We start from the raw sequence: 19,893 nt of genomic DNA, 5'->3' as shown, positions 1-19,893 counted from the left end.
GCGGGCGCTCGCGGGTGCTATCCTCCTGCCCCGATCCGTCGCGCCGTCCCGGCCCCGGACGGCAGCGACCGATGAATCAACCGTCCAAGAACTCCTCGAGCGGCCAATCCTCCGACAGCGGAGCAGGGTCCGGCAACGGCGCGGGCGCCAGCCATCGAACGGGTCGCGCGCCCGCCGGTCTGCCCGCGATCACCGTCGACGCCCGCGCCGTCGAAGCGCGTGCTGCACGCTTCACGCGCCGCAGCATCAAGAACGAGGCGAAGCGCGCCGCGCTGGCCGCCGCGATGTCGATGGTCGACCTGACCACGCTGGAGGGGATGGACACGCCCGGCAAGGTCGAGCGACTGTGCCGCAAGGCGCTGCAGCCCGGCCTCGATCCGCGCCTGCCGCGCGTGGCCGCCGTCTGCGTCTACCCGACGTTCGTGGCCCATGCGCGCCAGGTGCTCGAAGGCAGCGACGTGCGCGTGGCCGCCGTCGCCACCGCGTTCCCGAGCGGCCAGTCGTTCCTCGACGTGCGGCTCGACGAGACGCGCCGCACGGTCGACGCCGGCGCGCACGAGATCGACATGGTGATCGACCGCGGTGCGTTCCTCGCCGGTGACCACGCGCGCGTGTTCGACGAGATCGCGGCCACGAAGGAGGCCTGCGGTGCGGCCCACCTCAAGGTGATCCTCGAGACCGGCGAGCTCTCCACCTACGACAACGTGCGCACGGCCTCCGACCTCGCCATGCGCGCGGGCGCCGACTTCATCAAGACCTCGACCGGCAAGATCGCGCCCGCGTCCACCATGCCCGTGTGCCTGGTGATGGCCGAAGCGATCCGCGACCACTACCGCGCGACCGGTGTGCAGGTCGGCCTCAAGGCGGCGGGCGGCATTCGCACGTCCAAGCAGGCCTGGCACTACCTGGTGCTGATCAAGGAGACGCTGGGGGACGCCTGGCTCACGCCGGACTGGTTCCGCATCGGCGCCTCGTCGCTCGTCAACGACCTCTTGCTGCAGTGGGAGCGCCTCGACACCGGGCGCTACCAGTCGGCGGTCTACTTCTCCAACGACTGATCCACAACCGCACGACGCCATGTCCGATTTCGAGGTGAAGGAGATCACGCCCGCCGCGCCCACGAGCGTCGACGGCGACGCGCGCGCGGCCCGGCGCCGCGAGGCCCGCACGCTGCTCTTCGGTGACCTGTGGGAGTACGCGCCCGCGCCCGAGAGCACCGCCGTCGTGAAGGTGCGCGAGCGCTACGAGCACTTCATCGGCGGCCGCTTCGTCGGCGGAGGCGAGCCGATGGCCGTCCACAACCCCGCGACCGCCGAGCAGATCAGCGAGATCCCCGCCGCGGGCCCGGACGTGGTCGATCGCGCGGTGAACGCGGCCCGCGCGGCCTTCGGCCCGTGGAGCGCGCGGCCCGCCAGCGAGCGCGCCAAGGTGCTCTACCACATCGGCCGCATGCTGCAGGAGCGCGCGCGCGAGCTGGCCGTGCTCGAGACGCTCGACAACGGCAAGCCGATCGCCGAGACGCGCGACGTGGACCTGCCGCTGGCTGCCGCGCACTTCCTCTACTACGCGGGTTGGGCGGACAAGCTCGACTACGCGTTCCCCGGCGTGTCACCGAGTCCGCTCGGCGTCGCGGCCCAGGTCATCCCGTGGAACTTCCCGCTGTTGATGGCGGCCTGGAAGATCGCGCCGGCGCTCGCGTGCGGCAACACGGTCGTGCTCAAGCCGGCCGAGACCACGCCGCTGTCCGCCAGCGTCCTGGCCGAGATCTGCGCCGAGGCCGGCGTGCCCGACGGCGTGGTGAACATCGTGCACGGCGACGGTGACACGGGCCGCGCGCTCGTCAGCCACCCCGGCATCGACAAGGTGGCGTTCACCGGTTCGACCGAGGTCGGGCGCCAGATCCAGCGCACGCTGGCCGGGACCGACGTGCGCCTGACGCTCGAGCTGGGCGGCAAGGGCGCCAACATCGTGTTCGAGGACGCGGCGCTCGACCAGGCGGTCGAGGGCATCGTCAACGGCATCTGGTTCAACCAGGGCCAGGTCTGTTGCGCCGGTTCGCGCCTGCTCGTGCAGGAGTCGGTGGCCGAGACCGTGCTCGACAAGTTGCGCGACCGACTGGCCACGCTGCGGGTGGGGGATCCGCTCGACAAGAACACGGACGTGGGCGCGATCAACTCCGCCGCGCAGCTCGAACGCATCGCCGACTACGTCCGCATCGGCCAGGCGGAAGGCGCGCAGATGCACCAGCTCGCCTGCGACCTGCCGGACAAGGGCTGGTTCTTCGCGCCGACGATCTTCACGCACGTGGCCCAGAGCCACCGCATCGCGCAGGAGGAGATCTTCGGGCCGGTGCTGGCCGTGCAGACCTTCCGCACGCCCGACGAAGCGGTCGAGCTCGCGAACAACACGCCCTACGGCCTGTCCGCCGGCGTCTGGAGCGACAAGGGCTCGAAGGTCTTCGAGATGACGCGCCGCCTGCGCGCGGGCATCGTCTGGGGCAACACCTTCAACCAGTTCGATCCGGCGAGCCCCTTCGGCGGCTACAAGGAAAGTGGTTTCGGTCGCGAGGGCGGCCGCCACGGACTCTTGCCGTACCTGCGTCTGCGCTGACCGATCGCGAGCTACCACCATGAGCACGAACCACAACGGATCCGCGGGCCAGAGCTCGGACCGCGAACCGGTCCGCAAGACCTACAAGCTGTACGTCGGCGGCGCCTTCGTGCGCTCCGAGTCCGGCTACGCGCTGCGCCAGAACGACGTGAACGGCGCCTTCTTCGCCAACTGCGCCAAGGCCTCGCGCAAGGACCTGCGCGACGCGATCGGTGCGGCGCGCACGGCCTTCGGCGGCTGGTCCACGCGCAGCGCGTTCAACCGCAGCCAGATCCTCTTCCGCCTGGCGGAGATGATCGAGGGCCGGCGCGCGACGTTCGTCGAGCTGCTCGGCTCCCTGTGCGGCCGCGACCGAGCGGCGGCCGAGCGCGAGGTCTCGACCGTGATCGACCGCGTGTTCTGGTACGCGGGGTGGTGCGACAAGTTCACCCAGATCCTGGGCGGCGTGAACCCGATCGCCAGTCCGTACAACAACTTCACGGTGGCCGAGCCGACCGGTGTGGTCGTGCTGCTCGCGCCGCGTTCGGCCGGACTGATCGGGCTCGTCACGGCGCTGCTGCCCGCGCTCGCTGCGGGCAACGCGTGCGTGCTGGTCGCGGACGACGACCTGCCGGTGATCGCGCTCGAACTGGGCGAAGCCCTGGCGACGAGCGACGTGCCGGCCGGCGCGGTCAACGTGCTGTCGGGCACGACCAGCGAACTGTTGCCGCACGCCGCCGACCACATGGACGTCAACGCGATCGGATCGTTCGGGCGCGGCGCCGACGACGAACGCGAACTCGGCCAGCGGGCGGCGAGCAACATCAAGCGCGTGGCGGTCTTCGCGGCGCGCTCCCACGACGAGTGGTGCGACGCGTCGGCCCAGAGTCCGTACTTCGTCGAGCGCTTCGTCGAGTGGAAGACGAGCTGGCACCCGGTCGGCGTCTAGGTCGGACCGAAGGCGCGACGGTCCCGGTTCGCCATCACAGGTCGCGTTCTTCGCGCGGCGTGATCGGAGCGGTCGGCAGCGACAGCAGGTAGCCCGCGCCGATCAGCGCGGTCACGAGGACGATCGCGCGCAGGTCCGAGCGCCCGGCGGGCAGACCGGGGCCCAGCGTGATGCCGACGAAGACGACCATGGTCGCGATCGCCGAGACCTTGACGCGCTTCGGAATGCCCAGTCCCGCGCGGAAGTCCGTGATCAACGGGCCGAAGCGCGGGTGCGCGATCAGGCGCGCGTAGAGCCGCGTCGAACCGCGCACGAAACAGGCGGCCGCGAGCACGAGGAAGGGCGTGGTCGGCAGGCCCGGGACGACGACGCCCACCGCGCCGACGGCGATGCACAGCCAACCGAGCGCGACCCACAGGGCGCGCGCGAGCGGCGAGCGCGCGACCGGTGAGCTCGCGACCGGTGAACTCGCGACCGGCGTGTCGGCGATCGCGTCGAGAGCGTCCGATCCGGCGCCCGTCTCGGCGCGCGACCTCCGCGTGTCGTCCTGCTCCGGACCCATGCCGGAGTATGGACGCTCCGACGGCCGACCCGTAGCGCCTCCACCGCGGATCGGTGTGCGAAGCTCGGCCATGGACTCGAGCAGAGAACGCGCGGGCAGCGGGGGGACGGTCGCGGTCGTCGGGGCCGGCTCGAGCGGGCTCGTCTGCGCGCGGGAACTGGCGCGGCGCGGGCGGTCGGTGGTCGTGGTCGACAAGGGGCGCGGCTCGGGCGGTCGTCTCTCGACGCGCGGACGCGGCGGCCCGGCCTTCGACCACGGGGCGCAGTACTTCACGGCGCGCGATCCGCGCTTCGTCGAGCAGACGCGTGCGTGGGTCGCGGCCGGCGTCGCCGCGCGTTGGGAGCCGCGGCTCGTCGTCCTCGACGGCGGTCGGGCCGAAGCGGCGGCGGGCGGGACCGAGCGCTTCGTCGGAACGCCGGGCATGCGGCAGCTCGCGGTGGCGCTCGGCGCGGAGTTGGTCGAGCTCGGCGCCGCCGCACCGCTGCAGGGTCTGCACGTGGAGCGGCTCGAATCGGGCCGGGAAGGCTGGCGCCTCGTCGCCACCGACCTGGCGGCGTCGAGTTCGGCTGCGTCGAGTGACGTTGCGTCATCCGCTGCGGCCGAAGTCGTGCTCGGCCCTTTCGAAGCCGTGGTCGTCGCCACGCCCGCGCCCCAGGCGGCGGAGCTCGTCGCCACGGCCGGGCCCGCCTGGAGCGCGCTCGCCCGCCGCGCGCGCGCCGTGACGATGACGCCCTGTCTCGCCGCGTTGGTGCAGTTCGAGGACGCGCTCCGCACCCCGGACGGCGAACGGTTCGACGCGGCGTTCGTGGGGCGCGAAGGGGCGAGCGAGGGACCCCCGGCCGCCCTGTCGTGGATCGCGCGCGACGGCAGCAAGCCGGGCCGCGTCGACGCCGACACCTGGGTGCTGCACGCCGGTCCCCGTTTCAGCGCCGAACGCTTCGACCGGCCGGCCGAGCAGTGGTCCGCCGAGCTCCTCGCCGAGCTCGCGCACCTTCTCGGCCGCGACCTGCCCGCGCCGACGCACCTGGACACGCACCGCTGGGGCTACGCGCTGGCGCCGGAACCGCTCACCGCTGGCGCACTCCATGCGGACGGAGTCGGGCCGCCGCTGGTCGTGGCGGGGGACTGGTGCGCGGGGTCGCGGGTCGAGGGGGCGTACCTGAGCGGACTCGCGGCCGCCGCTCGGTTGGGGTGAGCGCGGGTGTGGTCGGGGCCCGGCCGAGGGCCTTCGGACCCACCGAATCTGCGCCGCGCGCTCCGCCGAAGATCCCCGGCACGCCGGGTCCAACCCGGCGCGCCGTCCAGCCCAACGTCCTCGGACCCAGGTCCCCAGCCACCGCGCCCCATGCCTTCTGCCATCGCCTTCGCCCTCGTCCTGATCGGCGCGTCCACCGTCGCTCGCGCCGCGGCGCCCGAGAGTGCGGCCACCGAGTCCGCCGCCGCGGGATCCCTCGTGGAAGCGTCGGGCGATGCGTCCGTCGAGATCGACGCGCACACTCGCTCCGCCGAACGCGAACGGTTCGAGCTGCGCCTCGCCGTGTGGAACGCGGAGCAGCCGCGACGACGGACGCGTGCCGCCGAGACGCTGCGTTCCGCGCTCGCCGTGAGGGGGGCGACGCTCGAGCAGTTGATCGCGGCGGCCGAGCGCGCGGAGGACACGCTGCTCGACGGCACGGCCGCGCGGCTCGTGGAGACGACGGCGACCCAGGCCCGCTGGCGCGCCCTGTCGGACCGCGACGCCGCCACCGCCTGGCTCGCGAAACGCTTGGACGGCCTCGCCTCGGACCTCGCGTTCCAGCCCTACCTCGAGGCGGACCTGCCCGAGGGCTTCCCGCAGCCGACGCTGCCACACGACGTCGAACTCAAGCGCTACCCGCGCTACCGCATGGCCACCGCGCCGATGGGGAGCGGACGTCAGGACGGCGCGTTCTGGAAGCTCTTCCAGCACATCCAGTCGAACGAGATCCCGATGACCGCGCCGGTCGAGACCACCTACGAGGCGGACGGCGAACGCATGCGCGCGACCACGATGGCGTTCCTCTACGAAGGGCCCGAGCAGGGGCGCGCGGGCGAGGCGGGCGCCGTCGACGTGGTGGACGTGGGCGAGCAGTGGGTCGTCAGCATGGGTCTGCGCGGCTACGACTCGCGCGAGCGGATCGACGCGGCCCACGCGGCGCTGCTCGAGTACGTCGCGGTCCACGGCGGGCTCGAGGTGGTCGGCGAGATGCGGACCATGGGCTACAACAGCCCGATGGTGATGGGGGCGCGGCGGACCTTCGAGGTGCAGGTGCCCGTCCGAGTGCAACTACTGGGCGACGCCTGACGACTCCGTCAGCCCAGGGCAGGTCGATGGGCGCCCCCGAGGGAATCGGGGTCGAGCACCAGGGGCCGCCTTCCGCTAGGCTCTGCGGCACCTCGACCGACGTTTCGGCCGCGGTGCCTGGGCCCACGCGGGTCCCGGCGAACCCCGCACTCGGTCACCGTTCCGGCCGCAGCTGCCGTCCGACCGCTGCCGCGTCCCGACCACCCAGGTCGGCGCGCCGCCGTCGGACCACCTCCGTCGATCCCACTCCGACACGACCATGATTGCACGCACGAGCATCGCCATCGCTCTCCTGTTCCCCGCGGCCCTCGGTGGCTTCCAACTCGCCGCCGCGACCAGCCCGACCGCCGTCGTCGCGACTGCTGACGACGACGAGAACAGCAACCCCGTCCTGCACGAGTTCATGGAGGACGTCGGCAAGACGATGCGCGGTCTCGGGCGCGGCGTGAGGGAAGAAGGTGGTCTCGAGGCCGGCCTGATCGAAGTGCGTCGCCTGCAGAACGCGCTCATGCCGGTGCGCTCCGAACTGCCGACGACGGTGACGTCGATCGAGGACGCTCGCAAGCGCGCCGCGTCGGAGATCGAGTGGCTCGCGCACATGAACGACTTCATGAAGGGGCTCCTCGACCTCGAGCTCGAGTACGCCCGCGGTGACGCGGACGCGGTGCTCGCGCAGCTGGGTGAGCTCGACACGCTCAAGAAGGCGTCGCACCGCCTCTTCAAGCCCTGACCGAGCGTCGTCCGAGTCGCACGCGCGTGCGACACGGGCGAGACACGGGCCTTCGCCGAACGAGCGCTCGCCCGGAACCACGGGTTCCGGGCGAGCGCTCGTTCGTTCAGTCTTCGACGGCTTCGGACTCGCGCGCGCGGACGTGCAGGACGAAGGTGAGGTCGTCGGGCTTGCCGGGTTCGCCGCGGGGGGAGGCCATGCGTGCCATGAAGCACCGCTCGAGCTGGGGCGCGGCGTCGTTCAGTCTTCGACGGCTTCGGACTCGCGTGCGCGGACGTGCAGGACGAAGGTGAGGTCGTCGGGCACGCCGGGTTCGCCGCGGGGGGAGGCGAGGCGTGCCATGAAGCACCGCTCGAGCTGGGGCGCGGCGTCGTTCAGTCTTCGACGGCTTCGGACTCGCGTGCGCGGACGTGCAGGACGAAGGTGAGGTCGTCGGGCTTGCCGGGTTCACCGCGGGGGGAGGCCAGGCGTGCCATGAAGCACCGCTCGAGCTGGGGAGCGGTGTCGTTCAGTCTTCGACGGCTTCGGACTCGCGCGCGCGGACGTGCAGGACGAAGGTGAGGTCGTCGGGCTTGCCGGGTTCGCCCCGCGGGGATGCCATGCGTGCCGTCGCATCCTCGAGCAGCAGGCGCGCCGCCTCGAACTCGTCGTTGGTGCAGGCGCGCTCGACGATCTCGTCGCGCATGAGGTTGTCGAGCAGCCCGTCGGTGCCGACCAGGAAGCGGTCGAACGGCGCGCAGGGTGTCGCGGCCCCCAGCTCGATGCGCATGCCGAGCATGCCGACGTGATTGGTCAGAAGGTGGCGCTCGGCGTGCACCATCGCCTCTTCCTCGTCGATGTGCCCCGCTTCGAGTTCGTAGCCCACCGGCGAGTGCGGCAGCGTGCGCGCCTTCAGGCGCCCGCGGCGGCCGAGGTGGTAGGCCTCCGAGTCGCCCACGTGGATCGTGCGCGCCACGTCGTTCTCGACGATCAGGCCGACGAAGGTCGTCCCCGCTCCCAGGCGCGACTCCACGATCTCCGCGTTCGCCGCTTCGAGGCCGTCCACCACCGCGTGGCGCAGGGCTTCGCTGGTCTCGGCCTCGGCGAAGCGCTCGGCCACCCGTTCGAGCGTGATCCGACTCGCGACCTCGCCCGCGTTCATGCCGCCCATCCCGTCGGCCACCGCGATCAGCGTGGCGTCGTCGCGGCACACGACCAGGGCGCCGTCCTCGTTCGACTCGCGGTGCGGGCCGTGCCGGGTCACGACGATCACGGTTCCGCCGGTGCGCGTCGCGAGCGCGAGCGGACCGACGGCGCCGACGTCGGTCCACAGGTGGATGCGCGCGCCGGCGTGCTCGCGACCTTCGATCGGATCGGTGCTCACAGGCCGCTCCTCGTGCGTGCGCGCTCGAAGGCCACCAGCATGCGCCCCGCGTCGGCGAAGCGACGGTGCTCGCGCACTTCCGTCGCGCGCCGACAGACGGCGGCGAGGTCGTCGCCGAACTCCCGCCGCGCGCGCGCCACACCGGGGTGCGGCCAGTCGAAGGGCCACTTGGGGAGTTGCTTGGTCATGAGCTGCCAGATCACGAGTCCGGCCGAGAACACGTCGGAGCGCATCGACGGCTGGCCCAAGGCCTGCTCGGGTGCGATGTAGCCGACCGTTCCCGATCCCGATCCCACCAGAGTGCGCAGCGCGACGCGCGCGATCCCGAAGTCCGCCAGCCGCAGGCGCCCACGTGGGAACAGGATCGCGTTCTGGGGCTTCACGTCCAGGTGGATGACCTTCTGCTCGTGCGCCTCGGCCAGGCCCTGCAACAGCTGCTCGGCCAGGTCGAGCGCCGTCGTGGCCGACATGCGCCGCTGCATCCGGGTGCCCAGGTCCTCGACGCCCAGCGGGGTGACGATCACGAAGTGTCCGTCGATCTCCTCGGCCGTCTTGATCGTGAGGATGTTGGGGTGGTCGAGCCGCGCCGCCGTCCGCGCCTCCTTGCGAAAGGCCGCGAGGGTCGCGCGATCGACCAGCGCCGCATGGGGCAGCTTGAGCGCCACGTCGATGCCCTCGATCGTGTCGTGGGCGCGGTAGACCGTGGCGAAGTCGCTGTCCGACAGGCGACATTCGATGCGGTACTTCCCGAGGCGTTGGCGGCGGCGGAGACTCATGGGGGCCGCTCACGATAGCGACCGTCCGCCCGGCGCGCTGCAGGTGTGGACCTCGGACCCCTTTTGGCGTTCGATCCGCCGGGCGCTCCCGGGCATGATGCGGAGATGGACCCCAGCGTCGTACTCGGGAACCTGATGACGCCCCCCGTGCTGTTCTTCCTGCTCGGGATGGCGGCGACGTTGGTGCGGTCGGATCTGGAGATTCCCCAGCCGATCACGAAGGCACTCTCCCTGTACCTGTTGTTCTCGATCGGCCTGCACGGTGGCGCGGAGCTGGCGATGGCGGGGCTGTCGACGGCGCTCGTCTCCACGCTGGTGGTGGCGATGGGCTTCTCGTGCCTGGTCCCGGTCGGGATCTTCTTCTACCTGAGGAAGCGGCACGGCGTGGCGGACGCAGCGGCGATCGCGGCCACCTACGGCTCGATCAGCGCGGTGACGTTCCTCACGGCGACCAACTTCATCGAGAGTCGCGACATGGAGTGGTCGGGCTACATGGTCGCCGCCATGGCGCTCATGGAGTCGCCCGCGATCCTCGCCAGCGTCGCGCTCGCTCGGGCCTTCGGCGCGCGCGGCCCCGAGAGCGACGGCGGCGGCGGCGACGGACACGGCGCGCGCGGGATCTTCGGCGAGGCGTTCCTGAACGGACCCGTGTTCCTTCTGATCGGCGCGCTCGTCATCGGGATCCTGACGGGCAAGGAGGGCTGGGAGAAGGTCGAACCCTTCGCCGGCGCGCCGTTCTCCGGCGTGCTGTGCCTCTTCCTGCTGGACATGGGCCTCATCGCCGCGCGGCGTCTCACCGCGCTCAAGCGCGCCGGCTTGCGACTGGGGCTGTTCGCGGTCGTGGTTCCGCTCGTCAACGCAGCACTCGGGATCGCCGCGGCCTACGCGCTGGGGCTCGAGCAGGGCGACGCGCTGCTGCTGACGGTGCTGGCGGCGAGCGCGAGCTACATCGCCGTCCCGGCCGCGGTTCGCATCACGTTGCCGGACGCGAATCCGAGCCTGTTCCTGCCGATGTCCCTGGCCGTCACCTTCCCGTTCAACGTGGCGCTCGGCATCCCGCTCTACGCAGCGGTGATCGAAGCCCTGTGGCCGCCCATCACCTGAACACCGCGCTCCGCGTGTACGACCGACCGCCCCGATGAAACCGATCGAACGCCTCGAGATCACCGTCGACGCCTACCACGTGCGCGAGGTGACGCGCGTGCTCCAACGCCACGGAGTGCGCGGCTGGAGCATCGTCCGCGACGTGGCCGGTGCGGGCAATCGCGGCGACCAGCTGGCCGACGACGTGGCGGGCGTGTCGAACAACCACATGATCCTGACCACGGTCGAGCCCGAGCGCCTCGAGGCCCTGGCCGCCGATCTGAAGCCCCTGATCGTGCGCTTCGGCGCCGTGTTCATCGCGCTGCCCGGGCGCGCGATCCTGTCCGACGACCTCGCGGACTGAGGCGCGGTCAGGAGCGCCGGGGCTCGAGCCTCCGCGCGAGGCCGGGCGCGCGAGGCCGGGCGCGGCACCGGTTCCGGCAGCCGCACCGGCCGCGGGCGGTGAGGGCCCCAGCGCGTTGCACGTGGCCCGCTCGCCGCGCAGGATGGACGCCATGACGCGCCGCTTCCGTCTCCTGCTCGTGCTGCTGTTCGCGCCGTCCTTCGTCGCCTGTCGCGCGACGCCCGATGCGCCGCGTTCGACGCAGATCCAGCGGGCCGACGCTCCCGAACTGGCAGCGCGACTCGAGGCGCTGTTCGAGCCGTTCGAGGGCCGCGTCGGGCTGTACGTCGCGCGCTTGGACCCGGACGATCGGAGCACCGCCGACGCGTTCGCCTTCGACGCCGACGCCACGTACCCGACGGCGAGTCTGGTCAAGGTGCCGATCCTGCTCGCGCTGTACGAGCGCATCGAGGCCGGCGAGCTCGATCCGCACGCGCTGCTCACCTACGATGCCCAGCGTTCGCGCGGCGGCGAGGATCTACTGGCCTCGTTCCAGGACGGAGCGGCGATCACGCTCTCGAAGTTGATCCACCTGATGATCGCGTTCAGCGACAACACCGCCAGCGTCTGGCTGCAGGAGCTGGCCGGCGGCGGCGCGGGGATCAACGCCTGGCTCGCCGAGCACGGCTACGAACACACGCGCGTCAACTCGCGCACCGCGGGCCGCGAGGACGACTACCGCGCCTTCGGCTGGGGCCAGACGACGCCGCGCGAGATGGCGCGGATGCTCGCCTCGATCCGCCGCGGCGAAGCGGTCGGCGCGCGCGCGGACGAGGAGATGTACCGCGTGCTCTGCCGCACCTACTGGGACTCGGAGGCCCTGTCCGCACTGCCGCCGTGGATCCAGGCCGCGAGCAAGCAGGGCGCCGTGAATCGCTCGCGGTCGGAAGTGGTGCTCGTGAACGCGCCGAGCGGCGACTACGTCTTCTGCCTGATCACGGCCGATCAGGTCGACACCAGCTGGGGCGCGGACAACACAGGTTTCGTGCTCCTGCGCGACGTTTCTCGCGTCCTGTGGGAGCACTTCGAGGGCGCGGACACCTGGTCGCCGGCCGAAGGAGTGGACGCGTGGCGCTGAGCGACGGGTCACGGGCGCAGGCACCGGACGTGACCGACGCCGGTGTGCGACTCGTCGGCGTCGACGGCGGCGGGAGCGGCGTGCGCGCGGCGGTCGTCGAGCGCACGGACGACGGCTGTTTCGCGCGCCGCGGCGAGCTCTTCAGCCACGCGGTGTCGCCGGGTTCGGACGCGGCCAGTTGGATCGAGGGCGCGGCCGACGTGATCGGGCGGTGTGCCGAAGGGGCGCAGCGGGTGCGCTTCGGGATGGGCATGCCCGGGCGCAAGACCGCGGACGGTCGCGGGATCGCGCACGCGCTGCACGGGCCCGTCGAACCGCGCTTCCTCGAGCGGCTCGAGGACGTGCTCGCACGGCGCGGCGTCGAGCTGGTCGCGGAGTGCGAACGACTCGAGGACGACGGGCTGCTCGGGTGTGCGGGCGAGTTGTTCGGCGTGAACGGCGGACTGCGCGGCGCGCGCACGGGGTACTTCGTCGGCGGCGGGACCGGGCTGGCCGAGGCGTTCGTGTTCGAGGGCGCGGTGGTCGCGTTCGAGGACGCGCCCCGTGCCCTCGAGCGCGCCTGGCGCCTGACCGACGGCGCGGCGACGTTCGAGGAACGGCTCTCGGTGCGCGGCCTGAACCAGCGCTACCGCGAAGCCGGCGGGACCCACGACCGCCCGGAGGAAGGAGCGCACGCGGGCGAGGAAGCCGCGAGTCGCGTGCTGATCCGCGCCGTGTGGGACCTGGTGCGGCTCGTGTGGCTGCGCGAACAGGCGCTCGCGACGAGTTTCGAGCGCATCGTCGTCTCCCAGCGCCTGGCCCGCGTCCTCGCGCACGAGGCGGTTCGGCCGATCGTGGACGAGACGCTCGCGCAGGTGGCCGAGCGCGGCGGCGACGATCGGCTGCGCGAGCGTCTCGTGCTGTCGACGAGTCCCGCCGCGGCCGTGGTCGGTGCGGCGGCGCGGGCCTGGCGCGCGTGAGGTCGCTCGAGGTCGAGCCCGGGACGTTCGGGCTGGCCGCCGCGCGAGGTTTCGGGTGGCAGCAGCGTGCCTGACGCCGTACCGATCAAAGCACGTCGCCGAGCCGGCCGGCCACGCGCGCGAGGGCGGCCACCGCGGCGTCGCGTTCGAGGCCCAGGTGGTGCATCGCGACCGCGACCTTGCACGACCCGCCCGCGCGTTCGAGCAGGTCCCCGGCCGCCGTCGCGTCCAGGTCCGTGAGCTCGCGCACGATGCCGATCGCCCGCGCGCGCAGCTTCGCGTTCGTGGCGCGCACGTCCACCATCAGGTTCTCGTGGACGCGGCCGGCGCGCACCATCAACGCCGTCGAGATGGCGTTCAGCACGAGCTTGGTCGCGGTTCCAGCCTTGAGGCGCGTCGAACCCGTCAGGACCTCGGGACCGGTCAGGAGTTCGACCAGGTGGTCGCAACCGGGCGGCGGAGCGGCGATTTCGGTGCAGCACACGAGTCCGGTCACGGCGCCGGGCGCGCGCGACTTCGCGTGGGCCAGCGCGCCCAGCACGTACGGCGTCCGACCGCTGGCCGCGATGCCGACCACGGTGTCGTCGTCCGTGAGGGCCAATCCGTCCAGCTCGGCCTGCGCTCCGTTCGGATCGTCCTCCGACGCCTCGCTCGAACGGCGCAGCGCCGCGTCGCCGCCGGCGATGAGGCCGACCACCCGTCCTTCGTCCACGTCGAACGTCGGCGGCGCCTCCGACGCGTCGAGGACGCCCAGTCGCCCGGACGTGCCCGCGCCCAGGTAGACGAGGCGGCCGCCGCGCACGAAGCCGGGCTCGGCCGCTTCGATCAACGCCGTCAACGCGGGCCGCGCCTCGGCCACCGCTTCCACGGCTCGCAGGTCGGCGGTTCCGAAGGCATCCAGGATCCCGGCGACCGAACGTGCGTGCAGGTCGCGCGTCGCCGGATCGCGCCGCTCGGTCGACGAGGTTCGATGTTCGTGCTCGAAGGAGGTCATGGTCGGTACGACGAGGTTCTGGGTCCCCGATCGGGGTGGTTCGCTGCGCCAGGTGTCCGGTGTGCGAGCCGGTGGTCGGCCCGGCGCGACGCCGTGCGCGGTCGGCGGCGCGGTCGGTGGATCGGTCGGTGGGGCGATCTGTGGGGCGATCTGTGGGGCGGCCGCGCTCAACCCGGTCGGTACCAGGCCCCCGCGCGCGGCGGTCGCGTCGCACCGGTGACGGCCGCCAGCGTGATCGGGACGCCGTCGTCGGCCACAAGGCCCAGCACGGCCATGGCGATGGCTTCGCGCCAGCGCGCATCGATACCCACGGCCGAGGTCGAATGCACCGGCGCGTGGCAGGCGGCCGCGAGCGCGTCGACGAGCGCGCGGTTCGCGGTCGAGCCACCCGCGAGCAGCACCTCGTCCGCGTCGCGCGCGGAGTCCGCCACCGCCGCTGCGATGGCCTGGACCGCGCTCGCCAGGGCCGCGTGCGGTTCGGTGTCGCCCACGAGGCGTTCGAGGTCGGCGCGTTCCTCGGCGCTGCCCATCGAGCGCGCGCGCGACCGGATCGCGGTCAGTTCGTCGGCGAAGCGCGCGACCGTGGCCGCGTCCGCGTGCCCAGTGGCCGCGAGCGCTCCGTCCTCGTCGAAGGGCCGGTCGAACAGGTGCCGCGCGAGGCCGTCGAGCCAGTGGTTGCAGGGCGTCACGTCGCCGCCCGTGATCCGCGCGCCGGCGGCTGCGCGCGCTCCCGGCGCCACCGCCGGAAGGTGGGTCACGTTCGCGAAGCCGCCCAGGTTGACGATCGCGCGCCGCTTCTGTTCGTGACCGAACAGGACCAGGTCCGCGAGCGGCGTGATCGGCGCGCCCTCGCCGCCGGCCGCGAGGTCCGCGCCGCGCAGGTCCGCCACCACGCGCGCGTTCGCGTCGCGCACGATCGGCCACGGATTCACGAGCTGCAGCGAGTTCGGCGGCGCATGGGCCACGGTCTGTCCGTGCACCGCGACGAGTGACAGCGCGCGTCCGCGGGCCACTTCGACCACGGCGGCCGCGTGCAGCTCGCCGAAGCGGCGCGCCAGGTCCGCGACGCCGAGTGCCGTGAGGGCCCCGCCGCGCGCGAAGTCGAGCAGCGGTTCGCGCAGCTCGCCGAGGTCGAACGCGCGCGCGTCGATCAGCTCGACCTCGAGCTCGAGCCCGGTGCCGCGCGCGCGCACGAGCGCCACGTCGAGCCCGTCCAGGCTCGTTCCGGTCATGCAACCGATGGCGAGGCGCTCGTTCATGCCGTGAGCCCCGTGCGAGGACACCCGTGTCGCGTCCGCACGCGCTGACGTTGAACGTCGCACGACGCCGCGCGCGCCACGTCAGGGCCGCAGCGCCGCACCGCTCGCACGTGGTTCGACCGCAGTCGCTCGCTCACGACTCGGTCTCCAGTCGGGTGCGCAGTGCCGCGACGTGCGCGAGGCTGTGCTCGAGTCCGGGCCGACGCGCGCGGCGGGGCCACAGTTCGCGCTGGTCGAGGACGAGCGCGTCGAGGCGCTCGAGCAGCGGCCCGCGGCCCGCGGAGTCCCGTCCGCGGCGCCGCCAGAGCGCCACGTCGATCGCGAGTCCGGTCCACAGCGCCGCGTCGGCCAACTCGGCGGCGACGAGACGGTCGTGGGCGATCGGTGCGTCGCGCACCAAGTGGTCGAACTCGGCCGCGAGTCGCTCCCACTCGGCGAGGCTCCCGCGCGGCGCCGTCGTCGTGGTGGCGGGGAAGAGCTCGCTGAACGTGGCCGCGGCGTTGCCGAGCAGATCGCGACCGTCCGCCGCGTCGCGCAGGTCCGCATCCAGGTCGCCGAGCGCGTCCACGTACTCACAGAGCGCCGCGCCGTCGCGTTCGCGGAAGGCGACGCGCGCGGTGGCTTCGGGGTCCGCACCTTCGGCGCCCGCGTTCCAACAGGCTTCGGCCGCGTCGCACACCGCGCGCATGGTGATCGGCCAGACCTGGCGGTGCCCGAGGTCGCCCCAGGCCGTGACGAGCAGGCCGTCCGCGCGCGAATCGGCCGCGGCGGCGCTGGCGGCGGCGAGGTTCGCGCGGCGCTCGCTCGTGCGTCCGGCGAACGTCCGCCAGCACGAGGTGCCCGGCGCGACGAGGTACGAACGGTCGAGACGATCGAGCGTCTCGCACCAGCGCTCGAACGGACTGTCGGGTTCGTAGCCCCAGGCCACGGCGACCAGTTCCTTCGGAAGCGTGCTGAACGCGTCCTCGTCGGCGAGCGCGATGTCGGCCCAGAACATGGGTTCGAGTCCGAGCGCCTCGCAGCGACCCGCGATCGCCGCGACGAAGTCCGCGTAGACCCGCGAGCGTCCGCGCGCCTCGACCGCCGCCTTCGAACGGCCCTGGCCCACGTCGAACGTCTCGTCGCACCCGATGTGCACGCGGCGCGAGCTGTAGACCTCCGCGATCGTGCGCAGCCAACCGTCGACGAGCTCGAGCGACGCCGGGTCCTCGGGGCAGAGGCTGAACGGGCCCTGCTTCTCGAAGTCGAGGAAGCGGAACGTGCCGTGCGTCTCGGCCAGGTGCTCGTAGCCGTGCGTCCGCAGCACACCCGCCAGGTGTCCGAAGCAGTTCTGGTTCGCGACCAGCTCGATGCCCGCGGCCTGGCACCAACCGTCGAGGCGCCGGATCTCGTCGGGCGTGAGCGGATCGAGCGCGCCCCAGACGGCCTCGTGACCGGGGAAGGCGAAGACGTGCTCGACGTACAGCTCGAGTTCGTTGAAGCCGAGGCGGGCCAGCGTCGTGACGAGCCGTTCCAGCTCGTCCATGGTCGGGATGCGGTCGCGCGACACGTCGAGCATGAATCCGCGCCGCGCGTGGTCGGCCCAGTCCTCGACCAGGACGATCGGCAGGGGCTGGTCCTTCGGCCGCGACTTCGCGATCGCGCGCAGCTTCGCGAGCGTGTGCTCGGCCGCGCGCACACCGTCCGGTCCGCCGGCCACGATGAACGGTCCGCGCGGCGAGAGCGTCAGCTTGTACTCGGCCGGGCGCGTCAGCGACGGCTCGATGTGCACGTTGGGCTCGGAACCGATGCGTCCGGCGTCGAAGCGGCCGATGTCCACCAACTTGGGCCGCGGAACGAGGGGGAGATCGACGGGCTTCATCGGGAGGCGAACGGGTCGGGACCGGGTGCGGTGGGGCGAGCGGGTCGGTTGGGTCCGCCGCCGGCGCAGACGAGGAACGTGACCACGACGGCGGCGGAGAACTTCCAGGTGAAGTGCGCGGCGACGACCTGTTGCAGGAAGGTGAGTTCGCCGAACGCCGCGCCCTTCGGAGCAGCCTCGATCCAACTGCCGAGCGCCCAGGGTTGGACCAGCGCGATCAGCACGAAACCCGTCACGAGCGCTGCGATCACGCTCGTGCTGGATCCGCGTCGCAGCAGCAGCACGGACAGGAACACGCCCACGAGCCCGGAGTAGGCGAAGGTCATGATCCCGAGCACGAAGTTGATGATCGATCCGCCCTTCACGCCGCCGTCCTGGTTCGACTGCCAGACCACGCACAGCACCGCGAACAGGCCGAGGACCGCGCCGCACACCGCCACGCCGATGCGCCCGACGCGCAACAGGGCGCGCTCGTCGAGATCGGGCCGGCGGCGGCGGTACACGTCGTTGACGAAGGTCGAGCTCATCGCGTTGATCGCGCTGTTGAGGCTCGACAGACCCGCCGCGAACAGGCCCGCCATCATCAGACCGCGCAGGCCGCCGGGCATCTGCGTCAGGATGAACTCGAGGAACACCTGGCGGTCGTCGCCCGGCGCGACGACCGGCGCGTGGCTGCCCATGAGTTCGGGTCGCTGGTAGAAGACCCAGAGCAGCATCCCGACCACGAGGAAGACCAGCACCGACGGAATGCCGAACGCGATGCCCATCAGCACCGAGCGCGATCCGGAGGCAGCGTTCTTGCACGTCAGCATGCGCTGCGCGAGGTCCTGGTCCGTGCCGTAGGAGCCGATGCCGAGCAGCGTGAAACCGAGGACGGCGGTGAGCAGCGTGAACGGCAGGCGTGGATCGGTGCGCGTGTCCAGCAGCTGGAGCTTCGACGTGGCGGCGCCACCTTCGACCAGGGGCGCGCCGCCCGTGCGCAGGGCGTCGAACACGTCGGCCAGGGGGACTTCGATCCAACCCACGATCAGAACGATCGCACCGAGCGCCGCTCCGAGCAGCACGACCATCTGGATCACGTCGGACCAGATCACCGCTGCCACGCCGCCCATCAGGGTGTAGACGATGCCCACCACGGTCAGGACCAGGACCGCCACGATCAGGTTCGAGGCGTCGAGTCCGTGCTCGACGCCGAACAGGATCAACGAGAGCGGGATGGCGCCGACGTAGATGCGCGCCCCGCTGGCGAAGACGCGGCCGACGAGGAAGGCCCAGCTCGCGGCGTGGCCCGCCTCGTGTCCGACGCGACGTTCGAGCAGCCCGTAGATCGTCTGGACCCGCTCGGCGTAGAAGGCCGGGATGAACAGGAACGCGACGACGCAGGCGGCCAGCACCATGCCGACGTTCGTCGTGAGGTACGTCAGGTCGCCCGTGTAGCCGCTCTCCGGCACGCCGACGAAGCTGGCCGCCGACATCGACGTGGCGACGATCGAGATCGCGACGGCCCAGGGCGGCATCGAGCGCCCGCCGAGGAAGTAGTCGTCGGTGTTCCGGTTCTCCCGGCGCGCGAAGTACCAGCCCGTCCCGGCCAGGAGCACGAAGTAGGCCGCGACGACGAGCCAGTCCGCGGCAGCGAAGCCGGTCGCGGGAGCGAGGGCGAGGGGAGCGATGGGCATGGGGGAGCGCGCGGCGGCGGGCGTCTATCCTAGGCGCGTCCCACCGCGCCCACGAAGCCGGGCCCGACCAAGTCAGATCCATGCGACCCATCCACGAACACGAGCGACCGAGTCCCGAGCACGGCGATCTCGCTGCCGCACCGACCCGCCGCTGGCCCCTTCTGTACGCCGCCGCCCTCGTCGTCGCGATCACCGGCTGCGCCGAGCTGCGCGAGCCGCGCATCGGCGAACGGCTGCCGCGCACCGGGCAGGAGATCGTCGTCGCCGGCCAGCTCTTCCACGTGGGCGCGCCGGTCGTGCTGTGGATCGACGAGGACGGCTACGACGCCTATCGGCCGTGGAAGCACTTCGAGGCCGAGGACGAGGGGGCCGAGCAGAAGGCGCGCTACGGGGCGCGGCGGCTGACACCCAGCGGTCGCGCGCAGACGGATGCGGAGGCGCTGGCGGCCAAGAACGGGCAGTGGTCGCTCGCGGACCTGCGCGAGGTCGTGGATCAGTTCGTCATCCACTACGACGTGTGTGGAACCAGCGAGGTCTGCTACCGCGTGCTGCAGGACGGGCGCGGGCTGTCCGTGCACTTCATGCTCGACGTGGACGGGACGATCTACCAGACGCTCGATCTCGACGAGCGCGCGTGGCACGCGACGATCGCCAACGACCGTTCGGTGGGGATCGAGATCGCCCAGCCCGGGGCTGCGACGTTGGCGGACCGCGGGCGGCTCGACGAGTGGTACGAGGAGTCCGCGAGCGGCGGGCCGACGCGCGTCACGCTGCCCGAGCGCTTCGGCGACGGGGGCGTCGCGACCACGGGGTTCGAGGGCTTCAGCGCGCGCGCCGAACCGGTGGTCGGCGCGATCAACGGGACCGAACTGGTGCAGTACGACTTCACGCCGCAGCAGTACGAGAGCCTGGCGAAGTTGACCGCCGCGCTGCACCGCGCGCTGCCGCGGATCGAGCTCGACTACCCGCGCGAGGCGGATGGCTCGCCGCTGATGCGGACCATGACGCGCGCGGAGTTCGATCGGCACTCGGGCCTGATCGGGCACTACCACGTGCAGTCGAACAAGCAGGACCCGGGGCCGGCCTTCGACTGGGAGCGCGTCGTCCGAGACGCCCGTGGCCACCTCGAGGGGCGTTAGATTGTCGGTACGGCGTCAGGCACGAAAGTGCCACCTGCCGCGCCGAGACGCTGCGATTCGCAGCGTCGTCGGCGGCAGGTGGCACTTTCGTGCCTGACGCCGTACCGAACACCCCGGCCGAGTACCCTGGGAACCAGCGACCCGGCTCG

At 72.1% G+C, this 19,893-nt stretch carries 18 protein-coding genes; 11 read left to right on the top strand and 7 right to left on the bottom strand.

The window, feature by feature from the left end; genetic code table 11:
• The first annotated feature begins 71 nt into the window (after positions 1-71).
• The 3 genes from deoC (at position 72) to Pla163_RS10855 (ending at position 3,538) form a co-directional block, all read left to right on the top strand.
• On the top strand, positions 72-1,058 hold the full coding sequence (gene deoC / locus Pla163_RS10865) for a deoxyribose-phosphate aldolase (RefSeq protein ID WP_145187839.1): 987 nt from the start codon (positions 72-74) through the stop codon (positions 1,056-1,058).
• A 127-nt stretch (positions 1,059-1,185) separates the two neighbouring features.
• Complete coding sequence (locus tag Pla163_RS10860; protein WP_419186494.1) at positions 1,186-2,610, top strand: aldehyde dehydrogenase family protein; 1,425 nt, start codon at positions 1,186-1,188, stop codon at positions 2,608-2,610.
• Between the two features lie 19 nt (positions 2,611-2,629).
• Positions 2,630-3,538 (top strand): aldehyde dehydrogenase family protein, encoded by a 909-nt coding sequence (locus Pla163_RS10855; protein ID WP_145187832.1) that lies wholly within the window; start codon positions 2,630-2,632, stop codon positions 3,536-3,538.
• A gap of 34 nt (positions 3,539-3,572) precedes the next feature.
• Here the strand turns inward: Pla163_RS10855 and Pla163_RS10850 are convergent, their stop codons facing one another.
• Entirely contained in the window at positions 3,573-4,100 is a 528-nt protein-coding gene (locus Pla163_RS10850) for a YbaN family protein (protein ID WP_419185814.1), read from the bottom strand.
• 70 nt (positions 4,101-4,170) lie between these two features.
• On the opposite strand from Pla163_RS10850, the gene Pla163_RS10845 reads away from it, so the two are divergent.
• The 3 genes from Pla163_RS10845 to Pla163_RS10835 all read left to right on the top strand — a co-directional run bounded on the left by Pla163_RS10845 (position 4,171) and on the right by Pla163_RS10835 (position 7,153).
• On the top strand, positions 4,171-5,295 hold the full coding sequence (locus Pla163_RS10845) for an NAD(P)/FAD-dependent oxidoreductase (protein WP_419185813.1): 1,125 nt from the start codon (positions 4,171-4,173) through the stop codon (positions 5,293-5,295).
• A gap of 150 nt (positions 5,296-5,445) precedes the next feature.
• Entirely contained in the window at positions 5,446-6,423 is a 978-nt protein-coding gene (locus Pla163_RS10840; protein WP_145187823.1) for a heme-binding protein, read from the top strand.
• A 259-nt stretch (positions 6,424-6,682) separates the two neighbouring features.
• On the top strand, positions 6,683-7,153 hold the full coding sequence (locus tag Pla163_RS10835; protein ID WP_145187820.1) for a hypothetical protein: 471 nt from the start codon (positions 6,683-6,685) through the stop codon (positions 7,151-7,153).
• 508 nt (positions 7,154-7,661) lie between these two features.
• Here Pla163_RS10835 and Pla163_RS10830 read toward each other — a convergent pair.
• The gene (locus Pla163_RS10830) at positions 7,662-8,516 is read right to left on the bottom strand and encodes a PP2C family protein-serine/threonine phosphatase (protein WP_145187817.1); all 855 of its coding nucleotides are present in this window, start codon (positions 8,514-8,516) and stop codon (positions 7,662-7,664) included.
• A complete protein-coding gene (locus Pla163_RS10825; RefSeq protein ID WP_145187814.1) occupies positions 8,513-9,292 on the bottom strand; it encodes a serine/threonine-protein kinase in 780 nt (259 codons plus the stop codon). The genes Pla163_RS10830 and Pla163_RS10825 overlap by 4 nt, the downstream gene beginning before the upstream one ends.
• 105 nt (positions 9,293-9,397) lie before the next feature.
• Here Pla163_RS10825 and Pla163_RS10820 point away from each other — a divergent pair, with 105 nt between their 5' ends.
• The 4 genes from Pla163_RS10820 (at position 9,398) to Pla163_RS10805 (ending at position 12,815) form a co-directional block, all read left to right on the top strand.
• Positions 9,398-10,396, top strand: coding sequence for a sodium-dependent bicarbonate transport family permease (locus tag Pla163_RS10820; RefSeq protein ID WP_145187811.1), 999 nt, complete (start codon positions 9,398-9,400; stop codon positions 10,394-10,396).
• A gap of 34 nt (positions 10,397-10,430) precedes the next feature.
• On the top strand, positions 10,431-10,739 hold the full coding sequence (locus tag Pla163_RS10815) for a P-II family nitrogen regulator (protein WP_145187808.1): 309 nt from the start codon (positions 10,431-10,433) through the stop codon (positions 10,737-10,739).
• 151 nt (positions 10,740-10,890) lie between these two features.
• Positions 10,891-11,856 (top strand): serine hydrolase, encoded by a 966-nt coding sequence (locus Pla163_RS10810; protein ID WP_145187805.1) that lies wholly within the window; start codon positions 10,891-10,893, stop codon positions 11,854-11,856.
• Between the two features lie 29 nt (positions 11,857-11,885).
• Entirely contained in the window at positions 11,886-12,815 is a 930-nt protein-coding gene (locus Pla163_RS10805) for a hypothetical protein (RefSeq protein WP_145187801.1), read from the top strand.
• An 85-nt stretch (positions 12,816-12,900) separates the two neighbouring features.
• Here the strand turns inward: Pla163_RS10805 and murQ are convergent, their stop codons facing one another.
• The 4 genes from murQ to Pla163_RS10785 all read right to left on the bottom strand — a co-directional run bounded on the left by murQ (position 12,901) and on the right by Pla163_RS10785 (position 18,605).
• Positions 12,901-13,809, bottom strand: coding sequence for an N-acetylmuramic acid 6-phosphate etherase (gene murQ, locus Pla163_RS10800; protein WP_145187798.1), 909 nt, complete (start codon positions 13,807-13,809; stop codon positions 12,901-12,903).
• 167 nt (positions 13,810-13,976) lie between these two features.
• The gene (locus tag Pla163_RS10795; protein ID WP_145187795.1) at positions 13,977-15,068 is read right to left on the bottom strand and encodes an anhydro-N-acetylmuramic acid kinase; all 1,092 of its coding nucleotides are present in this window, start codon (positions 15,066-15,068) and stop codon (positions 13,977-13,979) included.
• Positions 15,069-15,201: 133 nt separating this feature from the next.
• Positions 15,202-16,929 (bottom strand): family 20 glycosylhydrolase, encoded by a 1,728-nt coding sequence (locus tag Pla163_RS10790; RefSeq protein ID WP_145187792.1) that lies wholly within the window; start codon positions 16,927-16,929, stop codon positions 15,202-15,204.
• Positions 16,926-18,605: a sodium:solute symporter gene (locus tag Pla163_RS10785; RefSeq protein ID WP_145187789.1), complete on the bottom strand. Its 1,680-nt coding sequence runs from the start codon at positions 18,603-18,605 to the stop codon at positions 16,926-16,928. Before Pla163_RS10785 ends, Pla163_RS10790 begins: the two co-directional genes overlap by 4 nt.
• Before the next feature lie 80 nt (positions 18,606-18,685).
• Here Pla163_RS10785 and Pla163_RS10780 point away from each other — a divergent pair, with 80 nt between their 5' ends.
• Positions 18,686-19,744 carry an N-acetylmuramoyl-L-alanine amidase gene (locus Pla163_RS10780; protein WP_145187786.1) on the top strand — a complete coding sequence of 353 codons (1,059 nt, stop codon included), beginning with the start codon at positions 18,686-18,688 and terminating at the stop codon, positions 19,742-19,744.
• Positions 19,745-19,893 lie beyond the last annotated feature (149 nt).

The organism is Rohdeia mirabilis (assembly GCA_007750655.1).
In the GTDB taxonomy this organism is placed as follows: Bacteria; Planctomycetota; UBA1135; order UBA1135.
The sequence above is the reverse complement of the archived record's forward strand: the minus strand, read 5'-3'. Positions and strand labels throughout refer to the sequence as shown.